Annotated in this window: 14 protein-coding genes; 7 read left to right on the top strand and 7 right to left on the bottom strand. The window is 62.9% G+C overall.

What is annotated here, in order from left to right:
• Window positions 1-114: 114 nt before the first annotated feature.
• Window positions 115-279: a hypothetical protein gene (locus tag BLS41_RS38925; protein WP_171910200.1), complete on the top strand. Its 165-nt coding sequence runs from the start codon at window positions 115-117 to the stop codon at window positions 277-279.
• Window positions 280-459: 180 nt separating this feature from the next.
• Here the strand turns inward: BLS41_RS38925 and BLS41_RS05980 are convergent, their stop codons facing one another.
• Together BLS41_RS05980 and BLS41_RS05975 are read right to left on the bottom strand one after the other, a co-directional pair.
• Window positions 460-1,863: an HdeD family acid-resistance protein gene (locus tag BLS41_RS05980; RefSeq protein ID WP_074763465.1), complete on the bottom strand. Its 1,404-nt coding sequence runs from the start codon at window positions 1,861-1,863 to the stop codon at window positions 460-462.
• 115 nt (window positions 1,864-1,978) lie between these two features.
• Complete coding sequence (locus BLS41_RS05975; protein ID WP_074763464.1) at window positions 1,979-2,902, bottom strand: recombination-associated protein RdgC; 924 nt, start codon at window positions 2,900-2,902, stop codon at window positions 1,979-1,981.
• A 205-nt stretch (window positions 2,903-3,107) separates the two neighbouring features.
• On the opposite strand from BLS41_RS05975, the gene BLS41_RS05970 reads away from it, so the two are divergent.
• Complete coding sequence (locus BLS41_RS05970) at window positions 3,108-3,674, top strand: ester cyclase (protein ID WP_074763463.1); 567 nt, start codon at window positions 3,108-3,110, stop codon at window positions 3,672-3,674.
• A gap of 87 nt (window positions 3,675-3,761) precedes the next feature.
• A complete protein-coding gene (locus BLS41_RS05965) occupies window positions 3,762-4,082 on the top strand; it encodes a hypothetical protein (RefSeq protein ID WP_074763462.1) in 321 nt (106 codons plus the stop codon).
• 39 nt (window positions 4,083-4,121) lie between these two features.
• Here the strand turns inward: BLS41_RS05965 and BLS41_RS05960 are convergent, their stop codons facing one another.
• The 3 genes from BLS41_RS05960 to BLS41_RS05950 form a co-directional block, all read right to left on the bottom strand.
• Window positions 4,122-4,967 carry a glycosyltransferase family 2 protein gene (locus BLS41_RS05960; RefSeq protein WP_074763461.1) on the bottom strand — a complete coding sequence of 282 codons (846 nt, stop codon included), beginning with the start codon at window positions 4,965-4,967 and terminating at the stop codon, window positions 4,122-4,124.
• An 84-nt stretch (window positions 4,968-5,051) separates the two neighbouring features.
• The gene (locus BLS41_RS05955) at window positions 5,052-5,987 is read right to left on the bottom strand and encodes a glycosyltransferase family 2 protein (protein ID WP_074763460.1); all 936 of its coding nucleotides are present in this window, start codon (window positions 5,985-5,987) and stop codon (window positions 5,052-5,054) included.
• A 16-nt stretch (window positions 5,988-6,003) separates the two neighbouring features.
• On the bottom strand, window positions 6,004-7,383 hold the full coding sequence (locus BLS41_RS05950; protein WP_083379933.1) for an O-antigen ligase family protein: 1,380 nt from the start codon (window positions 7,381-7,383) through the stop codon (window positions 6,004-6,006).
• 317 nt (window positions 7,384-7,700) lie between these two features.
• Here BLS41_RS05950 and BLS41_RS05945 point away from each other — a divergent pair, with 317 nt between their 5' ends.
• Window positions 7,701-8,852 (top strand): glycosyltransferase family 9 protein, encoded by a 1,152-nt coding sequence (locus BLS41_RS05945; protein WP_083379979.1) that lies wholly within the window; start codon window positions 7,701-7,703, stop codon window positions 8,850-8,852.
• Window positions 8,853-8,906: 54 nt separating this feature from the next.
• On the opposite strand, the gene msbA is transcribed toward BLS41_RS05945, so the two are convergent.
• On the bottom strand, window positions 8,907-10,700 hold the full coding sequence (gene msbA / locus BLS41_RS05940) for a lipid A export permease/ATP-binding protein MsbA (protein ID WP_074763458.1): 1,794 nt from the start codon (window positions 10,698-10,700) through the stop codon (window positions 8,907-8,909).
• Window positions 10,701-11,043: 343 nt separating this feature from the next.
• Between msbA and BLS41_RS05935 the strand changes: the two genes are divergently transcribed.
• Window positions 11,044-11,799: a glycosyltransferase family 2 protein gene (locus tag BLS41_RS05935; RefSeq protein ID WP_074763457.1), complete on the top strand. Its 756-nt coding sequence runs from the start codon at window positions 11,044-11,046 to the stop codon at window positions 11,797-11,799.
• A gap of 224 nt (window positions 11,800-12,023) precedes the next feature.
• On the opposite strand, the gene dnaE is transcribed toward BLS41_RS05935, so the two are convergent.
• Window positions 12,024-15,584, bottom strand: a complete 3,561-nt coding sequence (gene dnaE / locus BLS41_RS05930) for a DNA polymerase III subunit alpha (RefSeq protein ID WP_074763456.1) — start codon at window positions 15,582-15,584, stop codon at window positions 12,024-12,026.
• A gap of 344 nt (window positions 15,585-15,928) precedes the next feature.
• Here dnaE and BLS41_RS05925 point away from each other — a divergent pair, with 344 nt between their 5' ends.
• On the top strand, window positions 15,929-16,792 hold the full coding sequence (locus BLS41_RS05925; protein ID WP_074763455.1) for a sulfurtransferase: 864 nt from the start codon (window positions 15,929-15,931) through the stop codon (window positions 16,790-16,792).
• A 34-nt stretch (window positions 16,793-16,826) separates the two neighbouring features.
• The gene (gene gluQRS, locus BLS41_RS05920) at window positions 16,827-17,723 is read left to right on the top strand and encodes a tRNA glutamyl-Q(34) synthetase GluQRS (RefSeq protein ID WP_074763454.1); all 897 of its coding nucleotides are present in this window, start codon (window positions 16,827-16,829) and stop codon (window positions 17,721-17,723) included.
• Window positions 17,724-17,744 lie beyond the last annotated feature (21 nt).

The following is a 17,744-nucleotide window of genomic DNA, read 5'->3' as shown; positions in this document are numbered from 1 at the left end:
CATCCGCGCAAACGGGGTATTTGGCACGCGGTCGATTGCGTTGTTCTGTTTGGGAATTCTGGAAACGCGCGGCCATCACAGATTGGCGGACGCGCTGCGCGACGGATGCGTCGAATGCCGCTGCCGCAGCGGATGAAATTCGTGCAGCAAGGCGTGGGCCTGGGAAGGCTGACGAACGACAGCGAACCACCACGGGACTCGAAGGTGCTCAGCCTCGATCGGGAAAACGACGGGCCAGCTTACACCCGCCATATTCATTTGCAGCGTTCATCTGGATAACTGCGCAACGCGCGGAAGTTATCAACAGAATCTGTTCGCAAATCTGTGCATAACTATCCGGCAAAACCTGCAAGCCGTTGATGCGATTGCCGTTTTTGATGCGACATCGATGTTGGGCAGATCCCGCCACCGTGGTGCGTCATTTCGCACCACGCTGCACCACGGCCGGGCCTCCTCCGCTCACTCTTGCACGCTGCCTCGCGCGCCGCCTGTCGCTTCCTGCGCGGCGGGCGCGTGACGCGCTTCGTCGCGCCACTGCTGCCGAGAACTGATCATCCGCCGCACAGCGAGCCGCGCCATCCTGACCCAGCCGGAAGGCCGCGGATCGGCCAGCATGCTCAACGCACGCGCATAGTCGAGCGTGAGACCGGGCGTCCACGCCATCGTCGCCGCGCGCTTGCGCAGTTGCGCGGCCACCCACAACTCCGGTGTCGTGACGACGCGCCAGAACGGCCGCCATCCGCCGAGACTGCCCCATACGCGCGCCGACGCGCCCTCGATCGCGGCTTCCAGTGCGCGCGAGACCGTGCTCGAACAGTTGCGATGCGTGAGGTTATAAGTCGTGTCCTGTCGATACGCGTCCCAGAAACGGCGCAGGCGCTCGGGATCGTAATTGCGGATGCGCACCTGAATCGTCGACGGACACCACGCCTTCGATTCAGTCGCGTAATCGGGCTGAAAAACGCCCGGCACGTCGTTCTCGCGGGTGGCGCGCAAAAGCCGCGTGAAGTCGTCGGGAGAGCGATCGATTTCGACACCCGGGTACAGGCTGATGTAGATGCCCTCGGGCGATTCGAGCGCGGCATGGCCGGTCGAGATCACGCCGTTGCGATCCACCGCTGCAATATAGCGGTCGACGATCAGTTGCCGCCGCGCTTCGCTTTTGGCGGAGCCGACCGGCGTCCACACGTGTACGGTAAGCGCGGCTTCGTCGGCGGCGGGCGGGCCGTCCCATTCGGTTTTGAGCGGAACGCCTCGCGTGGTCAAGCCGACCGTTGCGTGTGCATCGCCGGACGCGACCGCCGGATTCGACGCGAGCCGCCGCACTCGCGTGCTCAGCAGAATCAGATTCCAGCCGCCGAACATCAGGCCGAGGCCGAGGCAATACGGCACGGTGCCGACGTAATGCGTGGGAAAAGGCTGGAAGAAGAAAATCGCCAGCGCGATTTCGAGTGCGCCGCCCGCCACCGCGAGCCGCCACGTGCGGTAGCGCACCACTCGGGCAGAGACGATTTGCAGCACGCCGTCGGCCAGAAACAGCGTGCCGAAAATCATCGACAGAATGAAGTTGCCGTGATGATGACCGGCCAGAATCAGCGCCGCCGCGAAGCAGAACGCGAGACCCTTCACGTAGCGCAGCGTGCGCTGCCCGCCCATGCCGGTCCAGGCGACCGCGAGCGTGCCGATGCCTTCGAGCAGCAGCAACAACGCAAATGGCGTAATCGGGAAATAAAGCGCGTTATCGAGGGCGTCGACGAACACTACGACGCCGAGCACCAGGCTCACCCAGCCGACGATCTGCAACGATCTCCAGCGAGTGCGCAGGTAATCGACGCCCAGCAGGATCATGACGAGACGGACCATCGCAAGCCCTCCGTGACCGGTACGCACTTCCGAACGTCATCTTAACCACATTCAGAATACCGGCAGCGGACGCGATGGCATGCCGCCTCGCCCGATCTCGCGATGCTCCGGCGAATCAGGCCGCCGCAGCTTGCGGCATCGCCTCACCCTGTTCGCCGCCCAACGCGTCGAGCAGATCGGTCAGCATGCGGTCGAGTTCGGCGGTCATCAGCGTGACGTCGGTGTCGAAACGCTCGTCGTCATTCTGCGCGGTGGGGTCGCTCGCTTCCTTCAGCACGTCGAGTGCCGCAATGCGCTTGATCGTCAGCGACGGCGTCAGCACGAACGACACGCGGTCGTTCCACGTCATCGCGAGCCGCATGCACTGCTTGCCGGCTTCGATATGACGGCGCATATCGTCGGCGTCCAGCGTATGTCCGACATAGCGCACGGTGGCGTTGCCCTCGTTGGGCGAACGCAGTTCGGTGTCCTGGTCGAGCGTGAAGCCCGCGGGGCCTTCGCCGGAAAGCAGCCACTCCGTCATCGCCGCGACCGGCGATTGCGTGACGCGCACGGTGCCGAGCGGCAACTGATCGATCGATTTCACCAGCAGACCGCGCACTTCGTCGGCAACGGCTTGCGACGCCGCATCGATCACCAGCCAGCCGTTTTTGCAATCGATCCACACACGCGTATCGCGGCGGATGCTGAACGCGCGCGGCAGCAGTTCGTCGGTGACCTGCTCCTTGAGTTCGCGCATCTGCTTGCGGCCAGGTTTGAAACCCTGCTGATCTTCGAGTTCGAGCGCGCGCTCCTTCGTCACCTGGGTGACGACCGACGCGGGCAGCAGTTTCTTTTCGGCGCGGAACACCAGCAGCATCTGGCCGTTGAGCGCGTACACGAGCGAGTCGTTATCGCGCGGCGACGCCCAGCCGTGGCTTTGCATCTCGACGCTATTGCCGGGCGCAAACGCGTGCGGCGCGAGCCACTTCTGCATCTGTTCGGGGGTGACGGACCACGGAGCGGGAAGACGGTGAAGCTGAAGGTTTTTGAACCACATGGGCGAGGTCGTTTCCGGGCAAAGCGCGTCATTCTATCTGACGGAAGAGCCGGGCGCGCTCGAATGCTGGTAACGAAATTGCATGAGATTTTCAAATTTCAAATGAAAATCCTTTAAACGATAGACTAATTATCAAATGTAATCGTTAGCCGGAGAATGCGTTTCATCAACTTCATTCACCGAATCAGCTTCTCTGGAGAACGCCATGTCTACCGCCCAACTTTCCCGGATCGCCCGCCACGCGCTGCTTGCCGTCGGTCTCGCCGGTGCTCTCGCGGCTTCCAGTGCGCATGCCGCAAGTGCGACGGACGACACCGCTCTGCCCGTCCCGCACCACGTCGCTTTCGATACCACGTCCGCGCAAAGCGAAGCGGTCGTGCAAACCGCGCGGCGCTATGCCGCCTTCTGGAATACCGGCGACGAAGCCTGGGCAAAGCTTGCGCTGTCGCCCGAGTTTGTCGACCGGACGTTGCCGGACGGCCGGCCGCAGGGTCCGCAAGGGCCGCTGACGGCATCGAAGGGATTCAGGGCGGCAGTGCCCGACCTGCACGCGGAAATCGACGACCTCGTGGTGGCCGGCGACCGCGCATCGGTCCACCTGCATTTCTACGGACACTTCACGGGCCAGTTTCAGAATCTGCAAGGCAGCGGCCAGAAAGTCGATTTTCAGGCGTTCGATCTGTACCGCGTGAAAGACGGCCGTATCGTCGAAAACTGGCACCTGGAGGACAACCTCACGCTGCTCAAACAGCTCGGTGCGATCAAGCCATAGTGGTTTTGCCGTATCCGTCCGGGGCCGCGTTGTGCATGCAAATCGCCTAGACTTTCTGACAGGCACGCGACCAAGACGGAGGCGGCCATGGCCGACGAAACCGCACCCTGGCAGACGGTGGACTATGAGGGCTTCGAGATTCACGTCGTGACGCTTCAGAAAGACCCGCCCGATGCCGCCCACGCGGCGTCGGCACCACCGGCGCGCTATACGTATGCCGGGTATGTCTGTCATCCGGGCGCCGATCCGGCCATTCCGGGCCACGCGGTGCCGTTTCACGCGGACGGCGAAGAGAGCTTCGCCAGCAAGGACGATGCGCTCTACGAAGCGGTTCACGTAGGACGCAGCATCGTGGAAGGCACGCATCCCGATCTGACGGTGCTGCCGCTGGTGACCGGCGGCGTGTGATGCGTGCAATGCGGGTGCAATGCGCGCGAGGAGTAACCCTCAGCTAAATGCCCGCTTGATCCGCGATTTGAGCAGCGCGCGCCGCAGACGGCCGGTGCGCTCAGGCTCGCTCACCGCCTGCCCGCCTTCCACGGCCGTGCCGCGTCGCAGGAAGTAGCGGTCGAAGGTCGCCTGCGTCATGCCCCACTTGTTGAGGAACTGACGACGCCCGTCGTTCTTCACCACTTTGCCGGTGCTCTTCTGCTGAAAGTGATACACGAGACTGTCGCCGACGCCGACGAACACACGACAGCCGGCGTCCCACAGCTTCATCGAGAAATCGTTGTCGCTGCTCATGCCGGGGCTCAATTCGCTGCTATATCCGCCGACCTTGAACCACCAGTCGCGATGCACGAGCGTGGGCGGCCACGTCGCGCCGCGCCAGTCGGCGCGCACCAGCTTCGGGGTGGCGGCGACGAGTTCCTCGGCGCGGAAATTCTCCACGTCGCGGCCGAAGTTCTGCACGACCACGCACGGGTTGCCGGAGTCGACCGGCTCGACCATCGTGCCGGACAGCATGAACAGGTTGTCCGCCGGCATCTGCGCGAGGCGCTTGACCAGCGCGTCGTCCCAGCCGGGGCAGCAGTACATGTCGTCGTTCATGTAGACGATGTAGTCGTGCGTGGCGCGCGCCGCTGCGATGTTGACCGCGTGGCAGATGCCGATATTGCCCGGCGACGCCGTGTGCTCGATGCCCTCGTCGCGCACCCACGCGAGCGTGCCGTCCGAGCCGTCGTTGACGTGCACGATGATCTGATGCGAGTGCGTCGAATGACGTCGCAGGCTCTCGATCACGAGGCGCAGATAAGGCAGGTTGTTCCAGGTCGGGATGATGATTGAGAACATCGAATGGCAATTCCGTAAGGGTGACGGGTGACGGGCAACGAATGACGCGCGCAGGCGGATCGTGCCGCCCAGGCGCGACGTGGATCAGTTGCGCCCGCTCTGATCGTCGGGCGTCCCGTCGAACGGCTTGTTGAACGTGAGCCGGGCCGGCAGATCGGGTTCCCAACCTTCGAGGTCTTCGAACGGATAACGGCCCAGCGCGTACAGCACGCGCTTGAAACGGCTTTTGAACGGCGCGCGCGGCACATTGGACAAGCTGCCAGGCGCCGCGCTGGCGGTCTGCCGGATATAGTCGCGCGTGAAATCGCGCTGCGAAATGCCCCACTTCATCAGAAACTCGCGGCCACCGCGATTACGGCGGATACGTCCGGTCGATTTGCAGCCGAAGTGATAAATGCGGCTCGCGCCGACCGAGCGGAACATGCGGCAACCGACGAGCCACAGCTTCATCAGGAAATCGTCGTCGCTGCTCATGCCTGGTCCGAACTCGATGCTGTAGCCGCCTACCGCATGCCACAACTGACGGCTGATCAGCATCGGCTGCAACGCCACGCCGTTGCGATCGGCCGCTTTCATGCCCGCCACGTAGGCGAGCAAACCCGCTTCGTCGAAATTGTCGGGACCCGTGCCGAAGTTCGCCGCAGTCACGTTGACATTGCCGGTGTCGGTCGGCTCGATCAGCACGGACGACAGATACGCCGACGAATGCCCGAGCGAGCGCAGGCTCGCCTCGAACGCGAGGTCCCAGCCCGGCGTACAGAACATGTCGTCGTTCAGGAACAGAATCCAGTCGCGCGTGGCGAGCCGCGCCGCGTCGTTCAGCGCAAGGCAGACCCCGACGTTGCCCTGGCTCATCGTGTGGCGAATGCCCTCCGAGCGAACCCAGTCGAGCGTGCCGTCCGAGCCGTCGTTGACGTGCACGATGATCTCGTGGTCGAACGCCGAGTGACGGCGGACGCTGTCGATGCACAGCTTCAGATACGGCAGATTGTTCCAGCTCGGAATCAGGATACTGAACATGGAGGGATCGAAAGTCTCATTGAGTGGAGTCGCGCGCTGAACGGCCGGGTGCGCTCGCCGAGGCCGGAGCGGGAGCCGGTTCGGTTGCCTTTCCGGTTCCGGTTCCGGTTCCGCTTGCGGCGATAGCACAGGTTTTGTCCGCATACGCGCAGCACGCGGCAAGAATGCCGATGACCGTGGCATACACCGACACCGTCATTTTCAGATCGAAGGTTTCGACGCTCAGCCCGAAGATCCAGAACGACACGATGAAGGTTAGTCCCATCAGCGCGGCACGGCGCGCGGGCAAGGCCGGCGCGTTCAGACGCCGCCAGAAGATGATGCCCGGCACGATGTAAATGGCCAGCACCGCAAGCCCGCCGACCATCCCGTAGTCGGTCATGTACGCAAACATCTGATTATGAACTTCGCCGCGCCCCAGTTGCGCGGCGGCGGGCGTGAGCAGCCCTTCTTTCGCAAACGACTGCATGCTGTTGCGGAAGCCGTCGCCGCCCAGACCCAGCACCGGATGGCTCCTGACGATGCGGGCCGCCGCCTCGTACAACTGCAGCCGGATGCCCATCGGCGTGTCCTTGTCGCCGTGCGTGTACTTCACGAGGTCCGACGACACATCGCCGACACGGTCGCGCACGGTCGGCGAAAACGCGTAGACGCCAGCCAGCAGCGCCACGATGACGAGCGGAAACGCCACCTTCCATTTACGCGACTTGCCGCGGCTGCGCAGATAGAAAACCATCGCCGCCACGATCGGAATCGCGATCCAGCCGCCGCGCGAACCCGACATCAGCGACGCGGCCAACCCGGCGAACAGACCCGCCACCTTGACGAGGCGCACGATCAGCCCGTCCTTGTGCCACCAGTTCAGCGACAGGATGGACAGTGCGCCCATGACGAGGGCGATATCGCCGAAATGAATCGGGTTCAGGAAATCGCTGCCGAGCCGGCCGAAGCCCCAATCGCGCGGCACGATCAGCAGAATGCCGAGCGACACGAGCGCGGCCAGCGCGAACGACAGATCGCTCCACGCGAGCGTGCGCGGCAAGCTGCGGCGCAACACGAGGAAGAACGGTGCGGCGGCAAAGAAACGGGAAGGCGAATCCAGCGTGTTGGCAACGACCGCGCCGTGCCAGACCCCTGCAAGCAGCACGGCGAAAAACGGACACGCGGTGCCGATGCACAGCGCGAGATCGGTACGGTCCCACTTGAACGACGGCAGGCCGGTCCAGCTATTGGGGGCAAAAAGAAGACCGAGTGAAACGAGCGCGGCCGCAATCGACAACGCACTGCCTGCACCGTGTATCAGCAGGCTGGCCGACGGATACGTGAGCAGGAATAACGCTGGTAGCAGGCTTCGTGAGTTGACGCTCAGAGAAGATATTTTGGCGGGCGTCGACATGTCTTATAAATTTAACCGGCCGCTGTGTCAGTTGACGCTCGACCGGGTACGATGGCCCCGCCATTGTACCGGGTTCCCGACCTTATCCGATTAATGTGCCGGGCTCGCAACCTGCTGCCGCACGCCAATCGCACAGACATTTCCGCACCGCTGCGACGCGGGCGCGGGCCGATATCCGGCCGCCACCAGGCTGGCACGGGCTGGTAGCATACGAAACTCCTCATTCCGCCGCCGCGCACCGCCGACGTCACCGCGCGGCGCGCGTTTCATCGGCGGCGAAACCCGAATTTCTGCCATTCCGAGCAATGAACCGATTGATGTGCGCGCTCTACCGCAGCGCGCCTGCCGCACTGAAAAAAGCCGTGGATAAGGCCGTCGACCGCTCCGTGCGCATTCCCTGGGCGGGCGTGGCGCACGAGCCCGAGGTGTTTCTGCGTAAGACTTCGCGGGCGAAGATCGTCAAGAAGTATCTTCACAAGCACCTGCTGCTCCGCTGGCGCGGCCAGACCCGCCTCGAACTCCAAAGCACCGCCAAAGTGAGGCGGCTGCTGTGGATCTACACCGGCAAACGCAATTTCGGCGATGCGACGATGGACATGTCGGGCCGCGCGCTGCTGAAGGGCCGGGGCGTCGACATCGACCTGTTCACGCTGCCGAACCTGCACAAGCTGTTCGAAGAGGACGATATTTTTCAGAACGTCTATTCCGACTTACAGCAACTTTCCGGCCGCACCTACGACGCGATCGTGATGTCGGAATACAACCTGCCGTCCATCAAGCTGAAGGCGCGGCAGTTCCGGCATCTGCCGTATGTGTGCCTGTTCCAGTACTTCTATGGACCGGACCGCAACCAGACCACCTTCAGCTACGCCGCGGTCAATCACGCATTTGGGCTGGGGTATCCGGACGCCAGCATCGTGTCGATGAGCAAGCCCTATCTGGCGGCGAAGGCGTCCACGCGTGAATCGGTGCGCGCGTTTCTGCCGGGCAGCAAGTTTCTGGCGCTCGCCGTGGGCGGGCTCGATGCAAACCGGACTTACCGGCATTGGGGGGCGTTGCTGGACCTCATCGACCGGTCGGATGAGCGCGGCATGCCGAAGCACGTCGTGCTGCTCGGGTCGGACAATGGCCTGGCCATCGCCGAAGATCTGCTGAAACGGACCTTCGGCACGCTGACGATCAGTTCGCTGGTCGGGCAGTTGAGCTTGCTGCAATCGCGCGAAATGGCGGCGCGGGCAAGCCTCTTCGTGGGCGCGGACGGCGGCTTGATGCACGTCGCTCATTCCACGCCGACGCCGAGCGTCTCGCTGTTTTCAGATCGCGAGCCGCCCTATCTGCGCCTGACCGAACAGTGCCATTCGATCGGCATTCAGAGCACCGGCGACGTCGACGAGATCGCGCCGACGGAGATCATGAACGCGATCCGCACGCAGTTATCCGCAACGGGTAAGCCTGAGGTTGCCGCTTAGGTGGGAGCGCCAGGGAGGTTCGCCTCCCCGGTCTCCGTATGGCGGGCTGCGAACTTAAGCCGCGTTCTGCTGGAACTGGATGCGGTGCAAATGCGCATACAGCCCGTCTTGCGTCAGCAGCTCGCGATGGCTGCCACTTTCGACAATACGCCCGGCTTCCATCACCAGAATCCGGTTGGCGCGCTCGATGGTCGACAACCGATGCGCGATCACCAGCGTCGTGCGGCCCTTCATTAGCGTTTCCAGCGCGGCCTGCACGTGACGCTCGGACTCGGAATCCAGCGCGGACGTGGCTTCGTCGAGAATCAGGATCGGCGCGTCCTTGTAGATCGCGCGCGCGATGGCGAGACGTTGCCGCTGACCGCCCGACAGCATCATGCCGTTGTCGCCGACCAGCGTCTCGATGCCGTTCGGCATGGCTTCGACCGTGTCCCACAGGTTGGCCGCGCGCAGCGCCGCCTTGACCTTCTCCGCGTCGGCCACCTGGCCGTACGCGACGTTGTTCGCGACCGTGTCGTTGAACAGCACGACGTCCTGGCTCACCATCGCGATCTGGCTGCGCAGCGCGTGCAGGTCGTATTCGGGAATCGCAACGCCGTCGACCAGAATTGCGCCGCCGGTCGGATCGAAGAAGCGGGGCAGCAGATTCACCAGCGTGGTCTTGCCGCTGCCCGACGGCCCCGCCAGCGCGACCATTTCGCCCGGCGCGATCTTGAACGACACCTGCTCGAGCGTGTGGCGATTGTGCGTGGCGTTCGCGCCGTACGTAAACGTCACGTCGCGGAACTCCACTTCGCCGCGCGCGCGATCGAGCGGCTTGCCGCCGCCTTCCGGCTCGGACGGCTCGTCGATCAGACCGAAGATCAGCTCGCACGCCGTCATGCCGCGTTGCAGCGGCTGGTTCACGTCCATCAGATGCTTGAGCGGCGAAATGATCAGCAGCATCGACGTGACGAACGCGACAAAGCCGCCGACCGTGGTCTGATCCGACGACGATTGCACGACCGCGATCGTGATCACGACGGCCAGTGCGATCGACGCGAGGAACTGCGTCAACGGTTGCGCGAGGCCGCCGGACACGGATACGCGCATCGCGTAGCCGCGCAGAAGCTTGCTCATTGCCTCGAAGCGGTTCATTTCGTATTGCTGGCCGTTGTGAACCTTGACGACCTTATAACCGCCCACCGATTCCTCGACGATGTACGACAGTTGATTGGTTAGCAGTTGTTGCTCGCGGTTGAGGCGCCGCAGCCGGCGGTTGATCTTGCCAACCAGCCAGCCGATCGCCGGAAGCAGTACCGCGACGATCAGCGTCAGACGCCAGTTCAGATAGAACAGATAGCCGAGCAGAAAAATCACGGTGAGCGAATCGCGCACCAGCGTGACCAGCACGCTCAGCAGCACGTTCAGGATCTGGTTCACCTCGAAGACGATCGCGTTGATCACCGTACTCGCGGTTTCGCGCTGAAAGAACGCTACGCTCGTGTGGATCATGCGGCTGAACATCTTCAGGCGCAGCTCAAGCAGGATCTTGTTCGTCACATAGGCAAGCAGATAGCCGGACGCGTATTGCGACAGGCTGCGCACCAGTGCGAGGCCGATCACCGCCGCCGGCACGAACCACTTGGTCTTGCCGCTGGCATGCGCGCCGAAGCCCTTGTCCAGCAGCGGCTTGAGCAATGCCGGGATCGCCGCGTCCGTGGCGGCGCTGACGGCCATTGCGATAATCGCGCCGAGAAGAATCCAGATCAGCGGTTTGATATACGGCCAAAGTCGACTCATGACGACGGCAGGTGACGAACCCTCGCCGGAACCGATGGTTTTGCTTAACGTAGACTTCGCGCTCAAGGAATCCTCTGTGAATGCGGGACAGCAACCACGCGGCGGGCGGGATGTCCACCGGGTGGGGTATCAAAAGACGCCATTGTAAACGGTTGGGGATGGCGTGATGGCCGCGAACGGTGCGGACTTGCGCGGGCTCGCGACCCGGCATGGGCGGGCATTCCCGGCCCGTATTCCGACTCGCATCCTGGCGAGCTGGCGTAACGCCGGTAGCACTGCGCTGTGTATACTCGCGAAAACCGTCGGCGGAGGCACTTTTCGGCTTAATTGAGGCTGATCAACTCCCACCTGCTGGCACCCGCCACTTCGTCGTTTAGTCCCGTTTTCCACGCTCCCACGTACTTCAGGTATGCAAGAAACCACACTCGGCGTCGCCATCATCACTAAAAACGCGGCGGCGCGACTGGCCGAATGCCTGCAAGCCGTGGCGTTCGCCGATCAGATCGTCGTGATCGACGGCGGCAGCACCGACGGCACCGCCGACATCGCCCGCGCACACGGCGCGCGCGTGATCGAGCAAACCGACTGGCCGGGTTTCGGCCCGCAAAAAAACCGCGCGGTAGCTGCGCTCAGCACAAGCTGGATTCTTTCCATCGACGCCGACGAAATCGTCTCGCCGGAACTGGCCTCGTCGATCCGCGCAGCGCTCATCACGCCTACCGCCGACGTCTACGCCGTCGACCGCCTGTCGAGCTTCTGCGGACACTGGATTCATCACAGCGGCTGGTATCCGGACTGGATCCCGCGTCTGTTCAAACGTGACGCGGCGCGCTTCTCCGACGATCTGGTACACGAGCGCCTGGTATTCGACACGCCCGCGCAGCGTCTGACTGGCAAGCTGATGCACTACTCGTACGAGGACTTCGAAGGCGTCTTGCGCAAGCTCGACGCCTATTCGACGGCGGGCGCGCAGCAACGTCATGCGGCAGGCAAGCGCGGCAGCTTCGGCAAGGCGCTCGGACGCGGTGCGTGGGCGTTCGTGCGGACCTACCTGTTACGGCGCGGCTTTCTGGACGGCCGCGCGGGTTTCATGATCGCGGTATTCAATGCGGAGACGGTGTATTACCGGTTTTTGAAGCTGGCGCGGTTGGGGGAGAAGGGATAGCGGTGAGGTGGGTTGAGGAGCGTGGGGGCAACGCGGTTTGCCCCCTTGCAGACCCGGGCGCTACGCGTGGAACGCACCGGAGCCGGAATAAGCCACTAAGTCCTTACCTCGCCTATTACCTCACTCGAACCTGAGTCTGTAAAGACTGAGCCTGAGCCTGAGCCGAAGTCCGGGTCCGCGCGAAAACACAGACACGGACACCGCCCCGACCAACCCGCCCACCGTCAATAAACAATCTCGATCGAGCTTCCTGCAAACTCACCGCGCAACGCCGCGAGCAGTTCGTCGGTCGGCTTCACGCGCCAGGCGTCGCCCAGGCGCATCTCGCCTTCGGCGTTTTCGCTGCGATAAACCACCTGCACCGCCAGCCCGTTAGGAATCTGCACCGCCTGACGCTGACGGTCACCATACCCGCCACCATTACGCCCGCCTCCGCCGCCACGCGACGAAACCGCCGGCGCCGCTGCTTGCGGCTCGTCCTTACCCGCGCTATGCGCTTCGAGCACGCGACGCAATGCCAGCGCGTCGGCATTGCCGTTCATCTGCACCTTGACGGCCTCGGCATAACGGCAGCGCGCGCGGCCGAGATCCATCACCGTTTCGACGGTAAAGCGGATGCCGCCCGTGAACGCGTCGTTCCGCGCCTGCCCCTGGACGACCAGCAACTCGTCTTCCTTGAACAGATGCTTGTGCGCCTCGAACGTCTCGTTGAAGACCGTCACTTCGCATTGACCCGTGCCGTCGTCGAGCAGCGCGATCAGCATCTTGCCGCGCTGGGTCATCTGCGTGCGCATCGACGCGATCACGCCCGCGACCAGCTTGTCGCGCCCTTCCTTCAACTCGCCGATTTTCTGACGCACGAAGCGCCGCACTTCGCTCTTGTAAGCGTCGAACAGGTGGCCCGACAGATAGAAGCCGAGCGCGGCCTTCTCTTCCTGCAGCTTCTTCTTTTCCGGCCATTCCGGCTCGTCGACCAGTTCATGACCTTGCGACGGCGCGTCGCCCATGTCGAACAGGCCCGCCTGCGACGCATTCGCGGCCGCCTGCTCGGCGGCTTCCATCGCGAGCGAAACGGATGCGATCAGTTGCGCGCGATTCGCGTGCAACGTGTCGAACGCCCCGGCGCGGATCAGCGCCTCGATCGTGCGGCGATTGACGACGCGCCGGTCGATCCGGTTGCAGAAATCGAAAATGTCGATAAACGGACCGTCTTCACGCGCGCGCAGAATTTCTTCGATCGCGTTCTGACCGCTACCCTTGATTGCGCCGAGACCGTAACGGATCGTCTTCGACTTCTTGCCGTCAGGTTCCGCGACCGGCTCGAAGCGATACGCGGACTGGTTCACGTCCGGCGGCAACACGGCCATCTTGTTCGTCAGACAGTCTTCGAACAGGATCTTGACCTTGTCAGTGTCGTCCATGGCGAGCGACATATTCGCCGCCATGAATTCGGCCGGATGGTGAGCCTTCAGCCACGCGGTGAAGTACGCGAGCAGCGCATACGCGGCCGCGTGCGATTTGTTGAAGCCGTAGCCCGCGAACTTCTCCATCAAGTCGAAGATTTCGTCGGCCTTCTCAGCGGTCAGACCGTTCTTCGCGGCGCCCTGGCGGAACAACTCGCGATGCTCGGCCATTTCCTCGGCCTTCTTCTTACCCATCGCGCGACGCAGCAAGTCGGCGCCGCCCAGCGAATAGCCGCCGATAATCTGCGCCATCTGCATCACCTGCTCCTGGTAGACCATGATGCCGTAGGTCTCTTTCAGAACAGATTCGACGCGCGGGTCCGGATACTCGACCACTTCGCGACCATGCTTACGCGCGCAGAAGCTCGGGATCAGGTCCATCGGGCCCGGACGGTACAACGCGACCAGCGCGATGATGTCTTCGAAACGGTCGGGCTGCGCGTCTTTCAGCATGCCCTGCATGCCGCGGCTTTCCAGCTGGAACACGGCGACCGTATTCGCTTTCTTCAGGATCGAGAACGACGCGGGATCGTCGAGCGGCACCTGACCGAGCGACCAGTCCTGCTTCGACGGATCGAGACGGCGGATATAGCGCTCGGCCCAATCCAGAATGGTCAGCGTGGTCAGACCCAAAAAGTCGAACTTCACGAGACCGACGGCTTCGACGTCGTCCTTATCGTACTGACTCACGACGCCGCTTTCGTCGCCCTGCGTGTATAGCGGACAAAAATCGGTCAGCTTGCCCGGCGCGATCAGCACACCGCCCGCGTGCATGCCGACGTTACGCGTGAGGCCCTCCACGCGCTGCGCGAGTTCGAGCAGTTGATGCACTTCGTCTTCGTTGTCGAAGCGCTCCTGCAACAGCGGCTCTTCCTTCATTGCGTCGGCAATCGTGACGTGCTTGCCGGGCTTGAACGGAATCAGCTTCGCGATGCCGTCGGTGAACATGTAGCCGAGATCGAGCACCCGGCCGATGTCGCGCACCGCCGCCTTTGCCGCCATCGTGCCGAACGTCGCGATTTGCGACACCGCGTCCGCGCCGTATTTCTCTTTCACGTACTGGATCACGCGATCGCGGCCGTGCTGGCAGAAGTCGATGTCGAAGTCGGGCATCGAGACCCGTTCCGGATTCAGGAAACGTTCGAACAGCAGGTTGTAGCGCAAAGGATCGAGGTCGGTCACGCCGAGCGCATAAGCGACCAGCGAGCCCGCGCCCGAACCCCGGCCCGGCCCAACCGGCACGCCGTTGTTCTTCGCCCAGTTGATAAAGTCCGCAACGATCAGGAAGTAGCCCGGAAAGCCCATCTTGATGATCGTGCCGCACTCGAAATCGAGGCGCTGGTAATAAGTCTCGCGCTGTGCAGAGCGCTCGGCTTCGTCCGGATAAAGCTGTTCGAGACGCTTTTCGAGGCCCTCTTTCGACAACTGCACGAGATAGTCGTCGAGCGACATGCCGTCGGGCGTCGGGAACAGCGGCAGTTTCGGCTTGCCGAGTTCGAGCGTGAGATTGCAGCGTTTTGCAATTTCGACCGTATTGGCGAGCGCCGACGGAATGTCCGCGAACAGCGCAGCCATTTCCTCCTGCGTGCGGAAATACTGGTCACCCGTAAAGCGCTTCTGGCGACGCGGATTCGCGAGAATGTCGCCTTCGGAAATACACACGCGCGCTTCGTGCGCGGTGAAATCGTCGGGCGTCATGAACTGCATCGGGTGCGTGGCGACCACCGGCAATTTCAGCGACGCCGCCAGCGCAACCGCCTGCTGCAGGTAATGCTCACCGCCCGGCTGACCGCTGCGCTGCAACTCAATGTAGTAGCCGTTCGGAAACACCTTCGCCCAATGCAGCGCATTGCGCTTCGCCGCTTCTTCATTGCCTGCGGCAAGCGCGAGACCAACGTCGCCCTGCTGTGCACCGGACAACGCGAGCAGACCTTCGCCGAGACCGGATTCGAGCCAGCCTGCTTCGACTTCCGCGCGTCCACGGTATTGATTCGTGAGCGATGCCTTGCTCAGCAATTCGCACAAATTCAGGTAACCGCGCCGGTCTTTGACCAGCAGCAGCAAACGGGAAGGCTTATCGCGGTCGTCGGGATTGGTGATCCAGACGTCGCAGCCGGCAATGGGTTTGACCCCTTTGCCACGGGCTTCCTTATAGAAACGGACGAGGCCGAACGCGTTGCCGAGGTCGGTGAGGGCGAGCGCTCCCTGACCGTCTTTGGCCGCGGCCTTGACGACGTCGTCAAGGCGCACGATGCCATCGGCAATCGAGAATTCGGAGTGGACGCGGAGATGAACGAAGCGGGGATCTGACATGGGCGACATTGTAACTCCAGCCTCGCGGAGTTTTCAGGCCGGAACGCCACGTTGGCCGTTCGGCCTGGGGCACCGATGCGTCACCGCACCGCAGCCACTTTAATCACATGTCTGCGGACGTTACTCACAGCCGTTCGCGGCAATTTTTTCCGCAAGTTAGTGCGCGCTTTGCTCTAGCGCAAACCCCTGGCCATTTGGCCGGGTCGGGGAAAACGTCAGGTTGAGGGATAATAGCGGTTTCGCCTATTTCGACTTGGCCGCGCCGGGCCGACTCCCAATGCGGGGTCTGAACGCGAGCGCCTGAATACGCGCCGCTCTCTGCGACGCCGGCCACTTCTTACCGCTGGACACACATGAGTATCGTCAATCTCTCCGCGTACTATTTCGCGACCATTGAAGACACCGCCGCATGGCGCGCGCCGGTCACCGAACGCTGCAATGCGCTCGGCCTGCGCGGCACCGTTCTGCTCGCGCCGGAAGGCATCAACCTGTTCGTCGCGGGCACGCGCGACAACACCGACGCTTTCATCGACTACATCCGCCACGATCCGCTGTTCGAGGGCAAATTCGCGTCGCTGCAATTCAAGGAAAGCATTTCGGAGAAGCAGCCGTTCACGCGCATGCTGGTCAAACTCAAGCGCGAAATCATCACGATGAAAAAGCCGGCCATCAAGCCGGAACTCGGCCGCGCGCCGTTCGTCGACGCACCTACGCTGAAGCACTGGCTGGACCGCGGTCACGACGACGAGGGCCGCCCGGTCGTGATGCTCGATACGCGTAACGCGTTCGAGGTGGATGTCGGCACGTTCGACAACGCACTCGACTACCGCATCGCGAAATTCAGCGAATTTCCAGAGGTGATCGAGAACAATCGCGCCGATCTCGAGGGCAAGACGGTCGTGTCGTTCTGCACCGGCGGCATTCGCTGCGAGAAGGCCGCGATCCACATGAAGGAAGTCGGCATCGAGAACGTGTATCAGCTCGAAGGCGGCATTCTGAAGTACTTCGAGGAAGTGGGCGGCGCGCACTATCACGGCGACTGCTTCGTGTTCGATTACCGCACCGCGCTGAATCCGCAACTGGAGCCGACCGCGACCGTGCAGTGCTTCGGCTGCCGGGCCGTGGTGCCGCCCGACGCACAACAATCGCCCATGTACGTGGCGGGCAAGACGTGTCCGGAATGCCATCCGGACAGCAAGGCAACGCGCGCCGCGTGATGGCGGCGTTAGGTGCGTTGCGGGCCGCTCGACCATGACCTATCGCGGGCGCTTCGCGCCGTCACCTACCGGGCCGCTGCATTTCGGCTCGCTGGTCAGCGCGCTTGCCAGCTGGCTCGACGCGCGTGCACATGAGGGCACGTGGCTCGTGCGCATCGAAGACATCGACGGCCCTCGCACTGTGCCGGGTGCCGCCGAGGATATCCTCGCAACACTCGAACGCTTCGGCATGCACGCCGACGAAACGCCGGTCTGGCAAAGCGGGCGCATGCCGCGCTACGCGCAGGTGTTGGAGCAGTTGAAGTCCACCGGGTCGATCTATCCGTGCGGCTGCACGCGCAAGGAAATCGCCGATTCGCTGCTGCACGTGCACGCGCGCAATACGACCCTCGCCTATCCCGGCACTTGCCGTCATGGACTCAACGGCAAGCCCGCGCGTGCGTGGCGTCTGCGTGTGCCGGATGGCGACGCCGCGGCAATCACCTTCGAAGATCGCTGGCAAGGCGAGCAGACGCAGAACCTGGCCACTGAAGTCGGCGATTTCGTGCTGCGGCGGGCGGACGATCAATGGGCATATCAACTAGCGGTCGTGGTCGACGATGCCGATGAAGGCATCACGCATATCGTGCGCGGCGTGGATCTGATGGATTCGACGGCGCGGCAGATTTATCTGCAGCATTGCCTTGGCGTGCCGACTCCGCAGTATCTGCATGTGCCGGTCGTCACGAACGAGCACGGCGAGAAGCTCAGCAAGCAGAACGGCGCAACCGCGCTGGACACGGAAAATCCGCTGGAAGCACTGGGCGCTGCAGCGCGGCATCTGGGACTGGATCTGGCCGCTTCGGACCATGCAACGCTCGACAGCTTTTACAAAGCCGCAACGGCTGCATGGGCCAAACGGATGGACACGCGGATGAACATCGGAAACTAAAAGCGCCTCGCCGGTGAAACC

Source organism: Paraburkholderia fungorum (assembly GCF_900099835.1).
GTDB lineage: Bacteria > Pseudomonadota > Gammaproteobacteria > Burkholderiales > Burkholderiaceae > Paraburkholderia > Paraburkholderia fungorum_A.
The sequence above is the reverse complement of the archived record's forward strand: the minus strand, read 5'-3'. Positions and strand labels throughout refer to the sequence as shown.